This window comes from Sphingobium sp. CCH11-B1 (genome assembly GCF_001556865.1).
Taxonomy (GTDB): Bacteria; Pseudomonadota; Alphaproteobacteria; order Sphingomonadales; family Sphingomonadaceae; genus Sphingobium.
On sequence record NZ_LSJY01000097.1, the window covers coordinates 18,563 to 35,530 of the forward strand.

Annotated in this window: 17 protein-coding genes and 1 tRNA gene; 10 read left to right on the forward strand and 8 right to left on the reverse strand. The window is 65.4% G+C overall.

Features of this window, described 5'->3' with window-relative positions; all coding sequences use genetic code 11:
• Positions 1 to 23 precede the first annotated feature (23 nt).
• Together AX724_RS10655 and AX724_RS10660 are read right to left on the reverse strand one after the other, a co-directional pair.
• Positions 24 to 1,730: an ATP-binding protein gene (locus AX724_RS10655; RefSeq protein WP_066766096.1), complete on the reverse strand. Its 1,707-nt coding sequence runs from the start codon at positions 1,728 to 1,730 to the stop codon at positions 24 to 26.
• Between the two features lie 146 nt (positions 1,731 to 1,876).
• Entirely contained in the window at positions 1,877 to 3,925 is a 2,049-nt protein-coding gene (locus tag AX724_RS10660) for a transglycosylase domain-containing protein (RefSeq protein ID WP_066766099.1), read from the reverse strand.
• 110 nt (positions 3,926 to 4,035) lie between these two features.
• On the opposite strand from AX724_RS10660, the gene AX724_RS10665 reads away from it, so the two are divergent.
• Positions 4,036 to 4,230: a hypothetical protein gene (locus AX724_RS10665; RefSeq protein WP_066766101.1), complete on the forward strand. Its 195-nt coding sequence runs from the start codon at positions 4,036 to 4,038 to the stop codon at positions 4,228 to 4,230.
• Here AX724_RS10665 and AX724_RS10670 read toward each other — a convergent pair.
• Complete coding sequence (locus tag AX724_RS10670; protein WP_066766103.1) at positions 4,227 to 5,543, reverse strand: MFS transporter; 1,317 nt, start codon at positions 5,541 to 5,543, stop codon at positions 4,227 to 4,229. The genes AX724_RS10665 and AX724_RS10670 overlap by 4 nt on opposite strands.
• A gap of 142 nt (positions 5,544 to 5,685) precedes the next feature.
• Here AX724_RS10670 and pgsA point away from each other — a divergent pair, with 142 nt between their 5' ends.
• The 3 genes from pgsA to AX724_RS10685 are packed head-to-tail and all read left to right on the forward strand — an operon-like array spanning position 5,686 to position 6,962.
• Positions 5,686 to 6,264, forward strand: a complete 579-nt coding sequence (gene pgsA, locus AX724_RS10675) for a CDP-diacylglycerol--glycerol-3-phosphate 3-phosphatidyltransferase (RefSeq protein ID WP_066766138.1) — start codon at positions 5,686 to 5,688, stop codon at positions 6,262 to 6,264.
• A 3-nt stretch (positions 6,265 to 6,267) separates the two neighbouring features.
• Positions 6,268 to 6,522: a molybdopterin converting factor subunit 1 gene (gene moaD / locus AX724_RS10680; protein WP_066766104.1), complete on the forward strand. Its 255-nt coding sequence runs from the start codon at positions 6,268 to 6,270 to the stop codon at positions 6,520 to 6,522.
• Positions 6,519 to 6,962 (forward strand): molybdenum cofactor biosynthesis protein MoaE, encoded by a 444-nt coding sequence (locus AX724_RS10685; protein WP_066766106.1) that lies wholly within the window; start codon positions 6,519 to 6,521, stop codon positions 6,960 to 6,962. Before moaD ends, AX724_RS10685 begins: the two co-directional genes overlap by 4 nt.
• Before the next feature lie 88 nt (positions 6,963 to 7,050).
• Here AX724_RS10685 and AX724_RS10690 read toward each other — a convergent pair whose 3' ends face one another.
• Together AX724_RS10690 and AX724_RS10695 are read right to left on the reverse strand one after the other, a co-directional pair.
• Complete coding sequence (locus AX724_RS10690) at positions 7,051 to 7,980, reverse strand: hydrogen peroxide-inducible genes activator (RefSeq protein WP_066766108.1); 930 nt, start codon at positions 7,978 to 7,980, stop codon at positions 7,051 to 7,053.
• 38 nt (positions 7,981 to 8,018) lie between these two features.
• A complete protein-coding gene (locus AX724_RS10695; protein ID WP_066766109.1) occupies positions 8,019 to 8,792 on the reverse strand; it encodes a sulfite exporter TauE/SafE family protein in 774 nt (257 codons plus the stop codon).
• Between the two features lie 168 nt (positions 8,793 to 8,960).
• On the opposite strand from AX724_RS10695, the gene epsC reads away from it, so the two are divergent.
• Positions 8,961 to 9,674, forward strand: a complete 714-nt coding sequence (epsC, locus tag AX724_RS10700; RefSeq protein ID WP_066766110.1) for a serine O-acetyltransferase EpsC — start codon at positions 8,961 to 8,963, stop codon at positions 9,672 to 9,674.
• Positions 9,674 to 10,012, forward strand: a complete 339-nt coding sequence (locus AX724_RS10705; RefSeq protein WP_066766111.1) for a DUF2794 domain-containing protein — start codon at positions 9,674 to 9,676, stop codon at positions 10,010 to 10,012. Before epsC ends, AX724_RS10705 begins: the two co-directional genes overlap by 1 nt.
• Before the next feature lie 11 nt (positions 10,013 to 10,023).
• On the opposite strand, the gene AX724_RS10710 is transcribed toward AX724_RS10705, so the two are convergent.
• A complete protein-coding gene (locus AX724_RS10710; protein WP_066766113.1) occupies positions 10,024 to 11,082 on the reverse strand; it encodes a hypothetical protein in 1,059 nt (352 codons plus the stop codon).
• 140 nt (positions 11,083 to 11,222) lie between these two features.
• Here AX724_RS10710 and AX724_RS10715 point away from each other — a divergent pair, with 140 nt between their 5' ends.
• The gene (locus AX724_RS10715) at positions 11,223 to 12,167 is read left to right on the forward strand and encodes an NAD(P)H-dependent flavin oxidoreductase (RefSeq protein ID WP_066766115.1); all 945 of its coding nucleotides are present in this window, start codon (positions 11,223 to 11,225) and stop codon (positions 12,165 to 12,167) included.
• Here AX724_RS10715 and AX724_RS10720 read toward each other — a convergent pair.
• Positions 12,111 to 13,028, reverse strand: coding sequence for an alpha/beta fold hydrolase (locus AX724_RS10720; RefSeq protein ID WP_066766117.1), 918 nt, complete (start codon positions 13,026 to 13,028; stop codon positions 12,111 to 12,113). The two genes, AX724_RS10715 and AX724_RS10720, sit on opposite strands and share 57 nt — an antisense overlap.
• Positions 13,029 to 13,148: 120 nt before the next feature.
• Positions 13,149 to 15,113, reverse strand: a complete 1,965-nt coding sequence (locus tag AX724_RS10725) for a hybrid sensor histidine kinase/response regulator (protein ID WP_066766121.1) — start codon at positions 15,111 to 15,113, stop codon at positions 13,149 to 13,151.
• A 165-nt stretch (positions 15,114 to 15,278) separates the two neighbouring features.
• Between AX724_RS10725 and AX724_RS10730 the strand changes: the two genes are divergently transcribed.
• The 3 genes from AX724_RS10730 to AX724_RS23355 all read left to right on the forward strand — a co-directional run bounded on the left by AX724_RS10730 (position 15,279) and on the right by AX724_RS23355 (position 16,762).
• Positions 15,279 to 16,187: a sugar kinase gene (locus tag AX724_RS10730; RefSeq protein ID WP_066766140.1), complete on the forward strand. Its 909-nt coding sequence runs from the start codon at positions 15,279 to 15,281 to the stop codon at positions 16,185 to 16,187.
• 49 nt (positions 16,188 to 16,236) lie between these two features.
• Positions 16,237 to 16,310: transfer RNA gene (locus AX724_RS10735), tRNA-Gly, on the forward strand.
• Between the two features lie 80 nt (positions 16,311 to 16,390).
• The gene (locus tag AX724_RS23355; protein WP_156448054.1) at positions 16,391 to 16,762 is read left to right on the forward strand and encodes a hypothetical protein; all 372 of its coding nucleotides are present in this window, start codon (positions 16,391 to 16,393) and stop codon (positions 16,760 to 16,762) included.
• The last annotated feature ends 206 nt before the right edge of the window (positions 16,763 to 16,968 follow it).

A 16,968-nucleotide genomic window follows, 5' to 3' on the forward strand; every position in this document is an offset into this window, starting at 1 on the left:
GCTGTCGCGCGCAGCCGCTGCCCTTAGCTGACCTGCGCCCGCGCGGCGGCGATGCTGGCCTGAAGATGCGCGCGGCGGAACGGCTTGGACAGGCGCACCACATCCGGGGCGATCAGGTCAATGCCCTGATAGCCCGAGATGATGAGCAGCGCGACGCCCGGATGATCCGTCCGCAGGCGCAGCGCCAATTCCGCGCCGGTCATGCCGGGCATTACATGATCGGTGATGACGATATCCGGGGCGTAGCCCGCCTCGATCATGGAGATCGCCAGTTCGGCATGGTCTATGTCGATCACTTCATAGCCCATGTCGATCAGCATTTCGCGCGTGCTGTTGCGCACCAGCCCGTTGTCGTCGACCAGCAAAACCTTGCCCTGCGCTTTCCCGTCGACCGCATCAATGGACACGCTGTCGCCATCGGGCTGCTTGCGCTGTTCGACCGGCAACCAGATCTGGACCTGGGTGCCCATGCCGGGCGCGCTGTCGATTTCGAGTGCGCCGCCAAGCTGGCCGACGAGGCCGTGGGCCATCGACAGGCCAAGGCCAGTGCCTTGCCCTGCGGGCTTTGTGGTGAAGAATGGCTCGATCGCGGCGGCCTTCACCCGGTCGTTCATGCCGACGCCTGTGTCCGCGACCGTCAGGCAGACATAGCGGCGCGCGGGCAGCGGGTCCGGGAACCCTTCGCTGCGCAGCTCCGCCGACAGGGTGAGCTGTCCCCCCTCCGGCATGGCGTCGCGGCTGTTGACCGCCAGGTTGATGATCGCCAGTTCGAGCTGGTGCGCGTCCGCGCGGACCGGCGGCATATCGTCGGGCAGGTCGATGGACAGGTCGATGCGCGGCCCGAGTGTGCTGACCAGCAGCGCCTGCATGCCCGCGACAAGCGCGCGCAGGTCGACGGCGGTGGGCTGCAACGGTTGGCGGCGGGCGAAGGTCAACAGACGCTGTACGAGCGTCTGCGCCGTTTCGGCGGCCTGCATCGCCATCGCCGCGGTGCGTTCCAGCCGATCAGGCACGCGGCCCGACAGGATGAGGTCGAGGCCGCCGATGATCGGGGTCAGCAGATTGTTGAAATCATGCGCGACATGCCCCGTCAGCTGGCCCATGATTTCCATCTTCTGGATCTGGCGCAGCGTATCCTGCGAGCGCTGCAATTCCTTCGTCCGGTCGCGGACGCGCCGATCGAGCTGATCGTTGAGCGTTTCGAGCGAAGCGAAAAGCCGGCCATTTTCCAGCGCGGTGGAAGCAGCCCTGGCCAGGGCCTCAAGCAGGGCAACCTGATTGTCCGTGGGTTCGGCTGCTTCGGACCAGTAGGCCCCGACGGCGGCGATCGGGTCCGGCCGGCCGATCGGCACCATGATCATGCTGCGGACGAAGGTGCGGCGATAGGCGTCCACGGGCACGCGGGCGTCCATGAATACATCGGGGATGACGACTGTCTCGTGGTTCTGCATCGCCCAGCCGGATACGCAGCGCTGCATCGGAAAGCGCTGGCCCGCCCAGAGCGGCTCCATCGCGTCCTCCGCGATATAATGGCATTTGTCGTCGTCACGCAGGACGATGGCGATCCCGTCCGCGCCCACCGCGCGGCGGGCAAAAGCGCGAAGGACCGATATGATCGCGTCCACCGACCGCGCGCCGGCGAGAGCCTCCATCGCCTCTGCGGCGAGGCTCCACCGCGCGGCCAGCGCCTTCTGTTCGGAGCCGTAACCGCCTTCGACCTTTTCACCCATGGGCGAACCTTCATGACGTGCGAACCGCTCCCTCTATATCATTGAAAGCAGGGGCACGTAAAATCGGATCGTCGCAAATTTCCCGGCAAGATGAGGAACATGACCCTTATCGGATGTTAACCAGCAAGGTCCCTGGAAAGCGGCGATCAGGGTTGCCCGTCGCTCTCTTCGGGCTGGGTGGGAACGATAGGCGGCGGCGCGCCCTGCGGCGGCGGCGGAGCGGGCCGATCCACCGGCAGGCGAATCTGATTCGGGCCGATATTCAGCGTCATGCCGTTTTCATCGACCCCAACGCCGACATTGCCGATGCCGCTTTCGACCGCGATGTTGGCGATTGCGTTGACCAGATCGGGATCCTGCTCCGCATCGGACGTGTCCTCGACCGGCTCGTTGATCGCACCGCTCATGAAATTGCGCCAGATGCGTGCGGGCACGCCGCCGCCCGCCGCGCCGCCGGGAAGGGGAGCGTTGTCGTCATTGCCGATCCAGACCGCCGTGACGAGGCCGCCGGCATAGCCGACGAAGATGGCGTCGCGGCTGTCCTGCGTCGTGCCCGTCTTGCCGAAGGTGCTGGTGCGCAGCGCCGCCGCGCTGCCAGTGCCGCGATTGGCGGCAGAGGAAAGGAGGTCGCGGATCATCTCCAGCTGGTCCTCGCTGAAACGCCGCTGCCGCTGCATCAGACGCTCGAACCAGCCCTGCTCCTCGGGCGGCAGGCCGTGCGCCATGACGGGGTAGCTGCCCGCCGCGACCGCCGCATAGGCCTCGGCCAGTTCGATGAGCGGTATTTCCGACGTCCCGAGCGCCAGGCTCAGATCCTCCGTCAGCGGCGCGGTGACGCCCAGGTCGCGGGCCACCTTTATGACATTGTCGACGCCGACCTTCTGCGTCAGGCGCACCGCCGCCACGTTGCTGGAGGCGGCAAACGCCTGGCGCAGGGTGATGCGGCCGCGATATTTTCCGCCATGATTGGCCGGGCGGTAGGTGCCGGTGGTGATCGGCGTGTCCTCGATCATGTCGTCGGGCGACATCCCCGCGCGGAAGGCGGCGAGATAGACGAACAGCTTGAACGTCGAACCGGGCTGCCGCTTCGCCTGGACCGCGCGATTGAAGCTGCTCCTGGCGTAATTTTTGCCACCGACCATGGCGACCACGCTGCCGTCGGGCTTCATCGCCACCAGTGCGGCCTGCGCCTGCCCCAGCGGCGCGCGGCGTACCGCCGCTTCGGCCAGGCGCTGGATGCGCCAGTCGAGCGTGGTCGCGATCTCCTGCTCGCCATAGACCGCGCCGGCCCGGTCGCGCGCCTGCGGCAGCACCCAGTCGGCGAAATAGGTGCCGCTGGTGGGGTCGGCCTCTTCGTGCACGTTGAGGCGCGCAGGGGACAGGGCGTTGCGTTCCGCCTGGCTGATATAGCCCGCATCGACCATCGCCTGCGTCACCAGCGCCGCGCGGGCGCGCGCGCCCTTCAGATTGGTGGTGGGCGCCAGGCGGGAGGGCGCCTTCAGCAGCCCGGCCAGCATCGCTGCCTGCGGGATGGTGAGCCGGTCGGGCGAGCGGTTGAAATAATGGCGGGCGGCCGCGCGCAGGCCATAGACATTGTCGCCGAAATAGACGTTGGAAAGGTAACGCTCCATGATCTGGTCCTTGGTCAGCCAGACTTCCAGCCAGAGCGCGATGAGTGCTTCCCGCGCCTTGCGGCCGAAGGTGCGGTCGCTGGAGAGGAACACGCCCTTTGCCAATTGCTGGGTGATGGTGCTGCCGCCCTGCGACGCGCCATCGGACCAGAGATTGTGCCACATGGCGCGGGCGATGCCGCGCGGATCGACGCCCCAATGGCTCTGGAAGCGGCGATCCTCGATCGCCATGAAGGCTTGCGGCACATGGGCGGGAAGTTCCCCGACGGTAACAGGCCGGTCGATCACAGCGCCGCGTCGGGCGATGAGATGCCCATCCGCCGACATGAGGGATATGCTGGGCGGGGCGATGGGCTTGAGCGACCGGGACAGGGGCGCCGTCACCGCCAGCCAGGCGATGAGGATCATCAGCAGGGCCAGCCCGGCCGCGACGATCCAGCCGAAAATCTGAAGCCGCCGACGCCAGGGGGTGGGCCGTGCGAAGGCGCTGGGCGGCCCTTCGCCAAAGGCGCGCGGGTCGGAAATGACGGGCTCGGCGACAGGATCGTGCATCGGTTCAATCATACTGTATTATTCACATCATACAGTCAAGTCTGTCCCGCGCCGGGACAGGGCGGAATTAATCACAAATCGCCGGTGGCGGTATTGGTAAATAATCCGTTAACACCATCGTCATGCGAAACCGACCGCTCGTCCTCACCACCGAATCGGCCCGCCACCCGTTCCGCCAGCGGCTGCCTGCGCACGTGCTGCGCGTGGCGCAGGGACCGGCCGCTCGCCGCCGCCCCGTCGATGACGACAATGACTGGAAATTGTTCGGGTTGAGCTTCGCCGCCTTCTTCACGGCCTTCTACAGCTTCATTTTCTAGGCGTCCCGGCAAAGCGGGCCGTCGCAAGCCTTGTGCAGTTTCCACGCCATCGCAGCGCAGGGGAGGGAGAGCACGGCGACCAGCAGCAATTGCATCACCACCGAAACGCCCGCGATGCTGAGGCCGATCGCGCATAGCGACCCGGCCACCATCGCGCCGGAATTGACGATATTGTTGGCCGCGACGGTGCGCGCCGCCTCGCATTTTTCGACGGTGGTGGTGAGGAAAGCGTAGAGCGGCACCACGAACATGCCGCCAAAGGTCGCAACGCCCAACAGGCACAATGACAGCGGAATGGCGAGCGGGTGGGCCAGGAAATCGCCCAGCGACAGCATCTGTCCGTCGGGCGCCGGCGTCCAAAGGTCGCACACGACATGAAACGCGACGATGCACGCGCCCATGCCGATCACGGACGCGGGCGCATATTTGGCCGAGACATGCCCCTGGAGCAGCCGGTTGATGGCGATCGACCCGATGGCGATGCCGATCGAGAATATGGCGAGGAACAGGCTCGCCACCGGCTTGTCGGCGGTCAGGACATTCTTCACCAGCGGCGGGAACTGGATGAACAGGATCGAGCCGACCGCCCAGAAGAGGCTGATCGACATGATCGCCAGGAAGAGCCGGCGTATGTGCATCGTCCCGCGCACCAGCGAGACGGACGAGCGGATGATATGGAAATCGATCGGCTGCTGCTCCAGCAGCGAGGGGGCGGGCGGCACCTTCCGGCCGGCGACATAGCCGATCAGCGCTGTCACCACGATGCCGACCGCCGCCGCCTGCACCGGGATGAGGCCGGCCAGGATGGTGCCGGCAAGGATCGCGATATAGGTGCCCGCCTCCACAAGGCCGGTGCCGCCCAGCACCTCGTCATCGTGGAGATGCTGCGGCAGGATCGCATATTTGATCGGGCCGAAGAAGGTCGAATGGATGCCCATCGCGAACAACGCGGCCAACAGCAGCGGAATGGCGATGCTGTGGACCGCGATGCCGCTCCAGATCAGCGCAAGCCCCGCCGCTCCGACCGCCATGATGAGGATTTCGGCCGCTTTCACCCAGCGGATGATCGTCGCCTTGTCGCGCTGGTCCGCCAATTGTCCCGACAGGGCGGACAGGAGGAAGAAGGGCAGGATGAACAGCCCGGTCGCCAGCGCGGAGAACCATGTCTCCGACCTTTCGTCATTATAGACTTGATAGACGACGAACAGCACCATCGCGTTCTTGAACAGGTTGTCGTTGAACGCGCCCAGCAGCTGGGTGATGAAAAGCGGCAGGAAGCGGCGCTTGTTCAAGAGCCTGAGAGAGGCTTGCATGGATGAGGGAGTCTTCTTTCCCGTTAGCGACCGGGCCGGGGTCTAGCCGCTGGCGGCGGCCCTGTCCAATGCGAAGCGCTGGCAGGCGCAAGGCTCGATCGCGTCGCTTGTGCGACGCTTCGGACTGTGGCAGTCGGCAGCGATGCTGACGCTGCCCAACTTGCTGACGCTTTCGCGCATCCTGACCGTGCCGTTGCTGGTCGCCCTGCTCTGGCCGGACGAAGTCGCCGGTGTCGGTCTCGGCGCGCGCTGGACCACTGGCTATGCGCTGGCGTTCGGCCTGTATTGCCTGATGGGCGTCACCGACTATTTCGACGGCTATCTGGCGCGTGCGCAGGGTACGGTGTCGAAACTGGGCGTGTTCCTCGATCCCATTGCCGACAAGATCATGGTGGGCGCGGTGATCCTGATGCTGGCGGCGACGCGCGACATCGTCGGGCTTCACCTGATCGCCGCGATGATCATCCTGGTGCGGGAAATCGCCGTGTCGGGCCTGCGCGAATTCCTGGCCGGGCTGCAGGTGTCCGTGCCGGTGTCGCGGCTCGCCAAGTGGAAGACGACGTTCCAGATCATTGCGCTGGGCGCGCTGATCCTGGCGGGGGCGGTGCCGCAATTCCCCTTCGTGCAGATGGTCGGCATCGCGACGCTGTGGGCGGCGGCGATCCTGACGCTGATCACCGGCTGGGATTATCTGCGCGTCGGCATCAGCCATATGGACTGAGCGATGCTGAAGATCGTCTATTTTGCCTGGGTTCGCGAAGCGATCGGCCGCGACGAGGAGCAGGTCGAGCGGCCGGGACCGGGGGCGACGGTGGAGGCGCTGATCGCGCTGCTCGCCGCGCGCGGCGGCGGATATGCCGAGGCGCTGGGCGACAGCAGCCGGCTTCGCGCCGCGATCGACCAGCGGTTCGTGCCGATGGACAGTCCGATCGGCGACGCGCGCGAGGTCGCGCTCTTCCCTCCGGTCACCGGAGGATGAAGCGCGTGGCCGTCCAGACCGACGATTTCGACGTCGGTGCCGAACTTGCCGCGCTGGAGGCGCTGGGCGGAGGCGGCGTGGCGAGCTTTACGGGCGTGGTGCGCGGCGAGGGCGGCCTGATAGCGCTGGAACTGGAACATTATCCGGCGATGACGCAGGCGCAGGTCGGTCGCATCGTCGACGAGGCGTTGGCGCGCTGGCCCCTGCTGGGAGTCAGCGTCATTCACCGCCATGGCCGGCTGGAGGTCGGCGCGCGCATCGTGTTCGTCGGCACGGCGTCCCGCCACCGCACGGCGGCGCTGGAAAGCTGCGCCTTCCTGATCGACTGGCTGAAATCGGAAGCGCCCTTCTGGAAGAAGGAGCATTTCGCGGGAGGGGCCACCACCTGGGTGGCGGCGCGGGCCGAGGACGAGGCGAAAGCGAAGGGCTGGAACGGCTAGAGCCTTTTCATGATATGGGAAAACGCGCTGCTTCCTTGATGTCGCACTGACCGAGCCGTCGACCGTAAACGGTGATCTTCAAAATGCCCTAGGCCGCTTGGGGCAGCCGGCCATTTGCTTCCGCCGCTTCGCGCAGGATGCCGGCGAGCAGGCGAAATTCCTTTTCCCGCGGGCTGTTGCGTCGCCAGACGAGCGCGATGTCACGGGACGAGCGTTCCGACTGGACCGGGCGTGCGGCGATGCTGGTATGGTCCAATATGCCGCTGGCGATCGCCATTTCCGGGATCATGGTGACGCCAAGCCCGTTGTCGACCATCTGGATCAGCGTATGGAGCGAGGTGCCCATCATCGTCGCGTTGGCGCGCAGATCCGTGCGGTTGCAGGCGGCGAGGGCATGGTCCTTGAGGCAATGACCATCCTCGAGCAGCAGCAATTTGCTCTCGTCGATCATGTCGGGATCGACCCATTCCGGCGGATCGCTCGGGTCGTCGCGCGGAAAGGCGACATAGAGCCTGTCCTGGAACAGGATTTCGCTGTCCACCTCGCCCATGGGGAAGGGAAGAGCCAGGAGAACGCAATCCACCGCGCCATGGCGCAGCGATTCGATGGCGGCCTGGGTTGTTTCCTCGCGCAGATAGAGTTTGAGTTCGGGCCGGTCCGAACGAAGCCGGGGCAGCAGCCGCGGCAACAGGAAGGGCGCGATGGTTGGGATGACGCTCATCCGAAGCTCGCCTGTCAGCGGCTTGCCGGATGCTTCGGCGATGGCGGTCAATTCCTCCGCCTCCCGCAGCACCCGATGCGCCTTGTCGACGATCCGGTCGCCCAGCGCCGTGAAGCGCACCACCCGCCGGGTCCGTTCCACCAGGGTCACGCCGATCAGCGATTCCAGTTCGCGGATCCCCGCCGACAGCGTCGATTGCGTCACGAAGCAACTGTCGGCCGCCTTGCCGAAATGGCCGTGCTGCTTGAGCGCCACCAGATATTGCAGCTGCTTGAGCGTCGGCAGATAGTTGGACATTATCGGCTCCCTCGATCAGAAGCCCGAATATAAGTGGTTTAGCCGATAAATCCAAGCCATTTGACCATGCTCACCAGCGACGTGATCGTCAGGATCACGCCGACCGCCGAGAAAAGGAGGCGAGGGGCCACCCGGCGGGCCAGCATGGCGCCGAACGGCGCGGCGACCACGCCGCCGATCAGCAGGCCGACGGTGTAGGTGGTGAAGGCCTGCCATCCCAGGTGCAGAAGGAAGGTGAGGCTGATCGACGTGGTCAACACGAATTCGACGGTGTTGACGGTGCCGATGGTGTGGCGGGGGCTGGACCCCTGAAGCAGCAGGTTGGACGTCACTATCGGCCCCCATCCCCCGCCGCCGGACGCATCCATGAACCCGCCGACCAGCCCCAGCGGCGTGACCCAGCGGGGATCGCGCTGCTTGGGCGGCAGGTGGAAGCCGCGCCAGATCAAGTAAATGCCGATGGCGGCGAGATAGGCCTGCACGAACGGCTTCACGACCGATCCGTCGATATTGGACAGCACATAGGCCCCGGTGACGCCGCCGATCACACCTGGAATGATGAGCTTGGCGAACAGCCGCCAATCGACATTGCGGTGCAGGATGTGGCTGATAGCCGACACCCCGGTGGTGAAGGTTTCCGCGACATGGACGCTGGCGGACGCGCGGCTGGGCGGGACGCCCATCGTCAACAGCAAGGTGCTTGATATCACGCCATAGGCCATGCCCAGCGCGCCATCCACGACCTGCGCACCGAAACCGACAAGGATGAACGGCCAGATGTCGCCGAAATTGGCGATCAATGTATCGAGCATCCGGTCCCCTTCGCGATATTGTCTATCGGTTAGATTGAAATAACATGGCGCGCCAAGCAAGTTTCTGTTTGCATGCCAGAAGCCCCGCTCCCGCGCTGTCTGGAAAAATCCTGGCCCATCCCTTATATCCACGACCTACAAGATTTAGGGACGGTCAGGAACATCGGGATGGTGCGCAGCCTCATTGCCTATCTGGATTCGATCAAGAGTCGCGATCCTGCGCCCCGTTCCCGTGCCGAAATCCTGCTTTATCCCGGCGTTTGGTCGCTTGCCTTCCACCGCGTCGCGCACCGGCTCTATCGCGCGCGGCTGTACTTCCTGGCGCGCGCGGTCAATCACATCTCGCGCTTCCTGACCGGCAACGACATTCATCCGGGCGCCAAGATCGGCAAGCGCTTCTTCATCGACCATGGGTTCACCGTGATCGGGGAGACAGCGGAGATCGGCGACGATGTCACGCTGTACCAGAATGTGACCCTGGGCGGCACGGACCCTGCCAACGGCATCGCGGGCAAGCGCCATCCCACCTTGCGGGACGGCGTGATCGTGGGATCGGGCGCGCAGGTGCTGGGCCCGATCGAGGTGGGGCCTCGCGCGCGCATCGGCGCCAATGCGGTGGTGACCAAGGATGTCGCGGAGGCAGCGACGATGGTCGGCATTCCGGCGCGCGCGATGCTGGTGGACGTGACCGCCTATCAGCGGGACTTCATGCCCTATGGCACGCCCTGCTCCGATTGCTTCGACCCCGAAAAGCAGAAGCTGGAAGCGCTGCAATGCGAAGTGGAGCAGTTGCAGAAACGGCTGTCCCAGTTGCTGGCGGAGCGTCAGGATCCTTCGTCGGTGATTGACGCGCCCGTGGCTCAGGAGCGCAGCCGGGCCTGATGACCAATGTGACGCCGTTTCCAGGGTCGGCGCCCGGACAGATCGGGTTCGACCGGATCGAATTGCAGCGGATCATGGACTTGTACGGGCGCATGGTGGCGGCGGGCCACTGGCGCGACTATGCGATGGACATGGGGCGCGAGGCGGCGGTGTTCAGCGCCTTTCGCCGCACGGCCGAACGGCCCGAATATCGGATCGAAAAGCGCCCGGCGCTGCGTCACCGGCAAGGCATGTGGGCGCTGGTCGGAGAAGGCGGGCAGGTGCTGAAGCGTGGGCAGGAGTTGCAGGGCGTGCTTGCGCCCGTGGAGCGCAAGCTGATGCGGATCGTCGAGGAATAGGGCGGCCCCCGTCAGGCCGCCGCCCGGTCGAGATAGGGCAGGCGGTCGGTGAGCGCCGGCGGCAGTCCATTGACGACCAGCGCCCGGGCATTGTGCCAGAAGGCCGATAGCAGCAGCAGCGCCGAACCGATCACCAGCGCCGTCAGCGCCCACGACAGTTCCACCGCGCCGGCCTGCCTGAACAGGGCGTAGAGGGCGAAGAGGACGTAGGCGAGGCTGGACACCAGCAGGGCGCGCCGGTCGATCGCCAGCGCCACAAGGCCAAAGGCGATATATAGCGCGATTACCAGCAGGGCGCGGCCGGGTCCGATTTCCTGGCCGTTGAGAACCCCCAGCAGATTGAAAAGCGAGTGCGCGATCATCGGGGCGGCGGTGAGGTGCAGCCAGAAGGCGACATCGGACCGGCGCGTGGTGCGCGTGCGATCACCCATGTCCCACCGCATGGCGAGCGCGAAGATCGCGATCCCGGCAGCGAGCAGCAGCAAAAAGCCAAGACGCGGGGTTTCCGGGAAGACGGACATGACAAGGCCCGCCAGAACCGCGGCCGCCGCCGCCGATCCCGCCGCGACGGTGATCGGAACCATGAAGCGCCGCCAGTGCACCCACGCCGCCAGCGCCGAGCAGGCCGCCGCGCCGGACAGGATCAGCGATGCCTGGCTGTTGCCGGCATGGGGGAATAGCTGCATCGCAAGAGCGAACAGGGCAAAGCCCACGCCACCGACGAAACCGGCCAGCAGCAGGATGGAGGGGAGCGCCATCCGCCGCTGCCGGGTGAAGAATTCCGCAAGGCCCCAGCTGGCGGCGGCGACCAGCAGCCCGGACATGAAGACCGGCTGGTGGTCGGGCGCCCCGAATCGCAACAGGTTGCCGAGCCATCCGACGGCCACCAGCAGGATGACGCCGGCGATGGACACGAAGATGTCGTTGAATCCGGTGAGCAGGCGAAAATGTTCTTCGTCCACCACGGGGCTGGCGCGCAGCCGCGCCACATGGTCTCGCAACGCCTGGGCCGCTGTCGGGGTGATGATCCCCGCCGCTACGGCATCCTGCAGATCGCTCTCGCTGTACATCTGTCCTGCTCCCCATCACCGTGAAGATGATGTCTCCATAGCATAAGTGTGTTAATTCATCAATACACCAAGATTGGGCCTTTTGCGAGCGTCCCGCCGATGTTAGCGCCGGGGATCATAAGAGAGGAGACGCTTGTTCCATGACCCTTCCGGCCTTGCTCAAGGATCGTTTGGCGCTGCCCCTGATCGGATCGCCGATGTTCATCATCTCGCAGCCGGAACTGGTGATCGCGCAATGCCGGGCGGGCGTCGTTGGCTCCTTCCCCTCGCTCAACGCGCGGCCTTCGGGCATGTTCGAGGCATGGTTGCAACAGTTGCAAGGCGAACTGACGGACGCCGATGCGCCGTTCGCGGTCAACCTGATCGTCCACCGGTCCAACGCGCGGCTGGAGGAAGACCTGGCGCTTTGCGTTCGATACCGGGTGCCCATCATCATCACGTCGCTTGGCGCGCGGGAGGATGTGAATCAGGCGATCCACAGCTATGGCGGCATCGTTCTGCATGACGTCATCAACGACCGTTTCGCGCGCAAGGCGATCGAAAAGGGCGCCGACGGGCTGATCGCAGTGGCGGCCGGCGCGGGCGGCCATGCCGGCACGCTGTCGCCCTTCGCGCTGGTGCAGGAGATACGACGCTGGTTCGACGGACCGTTGGCGCTATCGGGATCGATCGCCACCGGACGCTCGATCGCCGCCGCGCGGATGATGGGCGCAGACCTCGCCTATATGGGATCGCCGTTCATCGCGACGGTGGAAGCCAATGCTGACGCCGCCTACAAGAAGATGATCGTCGACAGCCATGCGGACGACATCCTCTATTCCGACGTTTTCACCGGCGTCCACGGCAATTATCTGCGCCCCAGCATCGTGGCCGCGGGGCTGGACCCGGATAAGCTGCCGCAAGCGCAGGACATGGACTTTGCCAGCATGACCGGCGGCGAGAAGAAGGCCTGGCGCGACGTATGGGGGTGCGGGCAGGGGATCGGCGCCATCGACAAGGTTCAGCCGGCCGCCGATTTCATCGCGCAATTACGATCGGACTACCGATCGGCCGTCGAATCTTTCTCCCTCCAGGAAGGCGCGTAGCTCGCTCACGAACCGGTCGAACTGGTCATGGTGCAGCCAGTGGCCGGCATGGGCGAACTCGACCAGCCGTGCGTCCCGGAAATGCTTGATCCGTCCGTCCTTCACCGGATTGGATGCCCAACTGTCCTTGCCCAGGCACAGCAGCGCGGGGCAGCGTATCTGTTCCCAGAATGCCAGAAGGTCCATGTCGGATGCTGCCTGGGGCGCCATGACGTTGAGATAGGGGTCGAATTTCCAGCTATAGCTGCCATCCTCGTTGCGGTTCATGCCGTGGGTGGTCAGGTGCAGCGCCTGTTCGACGGATAGATGCTCATTCCTTTCCCGCATGCGCCCGACCGCGGCTTCGATGGTGAGGTAACGGCGAGGCGGCTTTGCTGCTCGCATGCGCCGCTTGTCGATCCACTCCCGCCACTCGTCGGGCAGCGGCTTTTCCTTTTTGTCCTTCAGCAGGGCGGGCGCGAGGCCCAGTCCCTCGATCGCGACGATCCGGTGCACCTTTTCAGGGTAGAGGCCAGCGTAGCGCAGGCTTACCGAACCGCCCAGCGAGTGACCCACGATCATGACGGGCGACCGGCCGTGAATATCGACCAGCTGCGCCAGATCATAGACGAAGTTGGCGATCATGTAGGCGCCGTCCGTCGACCAGCCGCTGTCGCCATGGCCGCGCAGGTCCGGGGCAATGACATGATAGTCCTGCGCCAGCGCGCGCGCCGTCCAGTCCCAGCTCCTCGCATGGTCGAAGCTGCCATGCACCAGGATCAGCGTCGGCGCGGAAGGGTTGCCCCAGTCGAGATAGTGGAGCCGCGTCCGCAACGAGGTGTAGAAGTGCGAACTGGGAGTCGGCGCGATCGATGGAGTCATCCGGTCCTGCTGCGTAACGGAAAGGCGGTTGGGATCCCAATGAGGCGATCTCTCCTCCCGTTGCAAGCGCCACGTTCAAAAATCTCTGCGTTATCCCGTCCGCGATCTGCCGCCTCGGCGTCAAAGATGGGGGTGGATCGCGTCCGCGGCGGATAACAGCCGCCGGGCGGCGGCATCGCGTCCGGCGCAGGCGACCACCGTTGCCAGTTCCGCCTGGCGAAACGGCTTGTCGAGGCGCGGCCGCCGGCTGGCATGGGGTGGCAGTTCCGCAAAACCGGTGATGATGATGACCGGAAGGTCGGGCCGCAGCGTTTCTATCGCGTCGGCCAGTTGCGCGCCCGTCATGCCCGGCATCGCGTGATCCGTTACGACAAGGTCCACATCGCCCCGCTCCAGGATGCGCAGCGCATCCTCTGCCGAGGACGCCTGAAAGACGGTGTGGCCCAGATCCTCCAGCATCCCTGCGGTGTTGGTCAGCACCAGATCGTCGTCGTCCACCGCCAGAATGACGAGCGGTATTGTTTCGGGTGGATTTTCGTCCAGCTGGGCGATCAGCGGCGCGCCGATATCCTGCTCCGCCACGGGCAGCCATAGCGATACGGTCGTCCCCTTGCCCACTTCGCTGAAGATGGTCAGCGATCCTCCGCATTGCTGGGCAAAGCCGTGCACCATCGACAGGCCAAGGCCGGTCCCCTTGCCCACGCCCTTGGTCGTGAAGAAAGGCTCGCGCGCCCGTTCCAGCGTGGCAGCGTCCATGCCTTCGCCTTCGTCGATCACCGACAGGCGGACATAGGCGCCCGGCTGAAGATCGGGACGGCGCGATTCGACGATGTCCACTTCGGCCGCGTCGATCACGATCCTGCCGCCTTTCGGCATCGCGTCGCGTGCATTGACTGCAAGGTTCAGCAGCGCCAGTTCCAGTTGGGCCGGGTCGGCATGGGCGGCGGGCAGCGTGGTTGGAAAACGCGGTTCGATGGCGACCGCCGCGCCCAGGGTCGTGCGCAGCAGTTCCGCCATGCCGCGTACCAGGCCGACGCAATCGACGCGCTGTAGTTTCAGCTCCTGCTTGCGCGCGAAGGCCAGCATCCGCTGCGTTAGTGTCGCACCCCGTTCCGCTGCCGTCATGGCATTGTCGAGATAGCGCGTGATGTCGCCACCGGAGGCGAGCCGTTGTCGGGCGAGGTCGAGGCTGCCGACGATGACCGCCAGCAGATTGTTGAAATCATGGGCGACACCGCCGGTCAGCTTGCCGATGGCATCCATCTTCTGCGTCTGGACGATGGCGTCGCGCGCTTCGTCCAGCGCCTTCTGCGCTTCCATCCGTTCAGTCAGGTCGCGGGTGATTTTTGCAAAGCCGATCAGGCGGCCGCCGTCGTCGCGAACGGGATCGAGCACGACATGCGCCCAGAAACGCGTGCCGTCCTTGCGGATGCGCCAGCCTTCCGCCTCGAACCGGCCTTCGGTCGCTGCAGTGTGCAGCGCGCGGGACGGAAGGCCGGCGATCCGATCCTCCTCGCTGTAGAAACGGGCGAAATTCTGGCCGAGTATCTCATGGGCCTTGTAGCCCTTGAACCGCTCCGCGCCCAGGTTCCAGCTGGTGATCGTGCCGACCGGATCCAGCATGTAGATGGCGTAGTCGGTAACGCTCTGCACCAGCATGCGGAACCGTTCTTCGCTCTCGCGCAAGGCTTCCTGCGCGGCGCGGCGCTCGGTGAGGTCGCGCGTCACCTTGGCAAAACCCAGCAGCAGGCCGTCGGCATCGCGGATCGGATCGATTACCACGGTGGCCCAGAAGCGGGACCCGTCGTTGCGCACGCGCCAGCCTTCCGCTTCGAAGCGGCCTTCATGTTCGGCGGTGTACAGCGCGATGGCGGGAATGCCGGCCGCCTGATCCTCCGGCGTGTAGAAGCGGGAAAAATGCTGGCCCAATATCTCTTCGGCCTCATAGCCCTTGAACCGCCGCGCGCCAGCGTTCCAGCTGATGACCAAGCCGGTGGGATCGAGCATGTAGATCGCGTAGTCGGTAACACTTTGCACCAACAGCTCGAACCGGTTGCTGGTCTGGTCGAGAGAAGCCCTATTCATGTAATCCCCGCTAGAAACGCCTGTGAGGCGTCCTCGCCGATAAGGCAAACGCAACATCCCGCAGAACGTTCCGTGCCGATGGCGAAGGGCTGGGCCTTGACTTGAAGGCAGGCGCTGCCCACCAAGCCGGCTTTGCGGGCAGGCCGGAAGGATATGGCAAAGGACATGGCGGACAGGGCGACGATCACGGTCATCGGCGAGGCTATGCTGGAGCTCAGCCGCGGCGAGGGCGATAGCTGGAACCTGCGCTATGGCGGCGACGTCATCAACACCGCCGTCCATCTCGCCCGGTCGGGGGACAGTGTGCGCCTCGCCAGCGCCTTGGGCACTGATCCGATGAGCGCGCAGCTGCGGGCGCAATGGGAGGCCGAGGGGGTGGACACCGCCCTGGTGATCGCCGCGCGCGACAGGCTGCCCGGCCTCTATGCCATCGAAACCGATGCGAGCGGGGAGCGCAGCTTCCACTATTGGCGCAGCGAGGCGGCAGCGCGGCGCATGTTCGCGCTGCCCGAAAGCGCCGCGATGATGGCGGAGGCGGCAAAGTCCGACCTGCTCTATTTCTCGTTGATCACCCTGGCGATCCTGCCGGACGAGGGGCGCCAGGCGCTGCTGGACCTGTGCGCGCAGGTGCGGGACAAGGGCGGACGGATCGCCTTCGATGGCAATTACCGGCCTCGTCTGTGGGAGGATGCCGCCACGGCGCGGCGTTGGCGTGACCGCGCCATCACCTGCTGCGACATCGGCTTGCCGACATTGGCGGACGAGGTCGAGATGGGGGAGGCGGACGACGCGCGCAATGCCGCCGCTCGATGGGGCGCGGGCGAGGGGCGGGAGATCGTCGTCAAGCTCGGCGGCGACGGCTGTTTCGCGGGCGGAGAGACCATCCCCATCCCGCAGGCGCTGGCGGTCGTGGATTCAAGTGGTGCCGGTGACGCGTTCAACGGCGGCTATCTCCATGCGCGGCTGGCCGGTGCGTCGGTTCGGGAAGCTGCGTTGGCGGGGCACCGGCTGGCCGGATGGAATATCGGGCGACGCGGCGCGATACCGCCCAGGGATGCCGAAGCACCCTATTGAGGGCCGTTGACAGCGGCCCATGGTCTGCGCCATGGACGCTGGACCTCAGGCGGGTGTAGCTCAATGGTAGAGCAGCAGCTTCCCAAGCTGACGACGGGGGTTCGATTCCCCTCACCCGCTCCAAATCCCCATCGCGCCTGGACCCGCCCGGATTTTGCTTGCAGCGCGTGGTCGTCGATGTAGCCTGCCTTTGGGAGGGTTATATGGGCGATATTGCGTTTGGAGTGGATGAGGTCGCCGCGCACAATCTGTTGATCGCGCTGGGGCTTGAGGCATCGGAAGACAGGATCGCGGAGGTGGCCGCCCATATGCGCGCCCACCGGGCTTCGGCCGAGCAATACCGGCTGGACAAGGCGCGGGACGATCTGTTCGCCCATCTGGAAAATGCGTTCCTGCGTTTCCGCGCCCATGACGATCATTGGAACGCCGGCTATGCCGCGGCGGAGAGCGAGGCGCTGAACTGGTTCGCGGAGCGTCCTCCTGTCGATGCGCCGCCACCTGCGCGGACAACGGGGGAAATTCTGCGCGCCATGATCCGCGAGCAGAAGTCCGGTCCCCGCGACGGACGCCACTAGCCCTGAAAGAATTTCTAGGGTCTCCCGGACTGGCATCATGTGGCGGCTCCCCATATTGGCGGAGGCGCGGTCCGCTAGTGGAAGGACCGCATATGGTTCGACCCCCTAGGAGGATTGCCGGTGGCGATCGACGCGAAGACCCTGACCCATTTGGAGCGGCTGGAGGCCGAGAGCATCCACATCCTGCGCGAGGTCGTGGCCGAGGC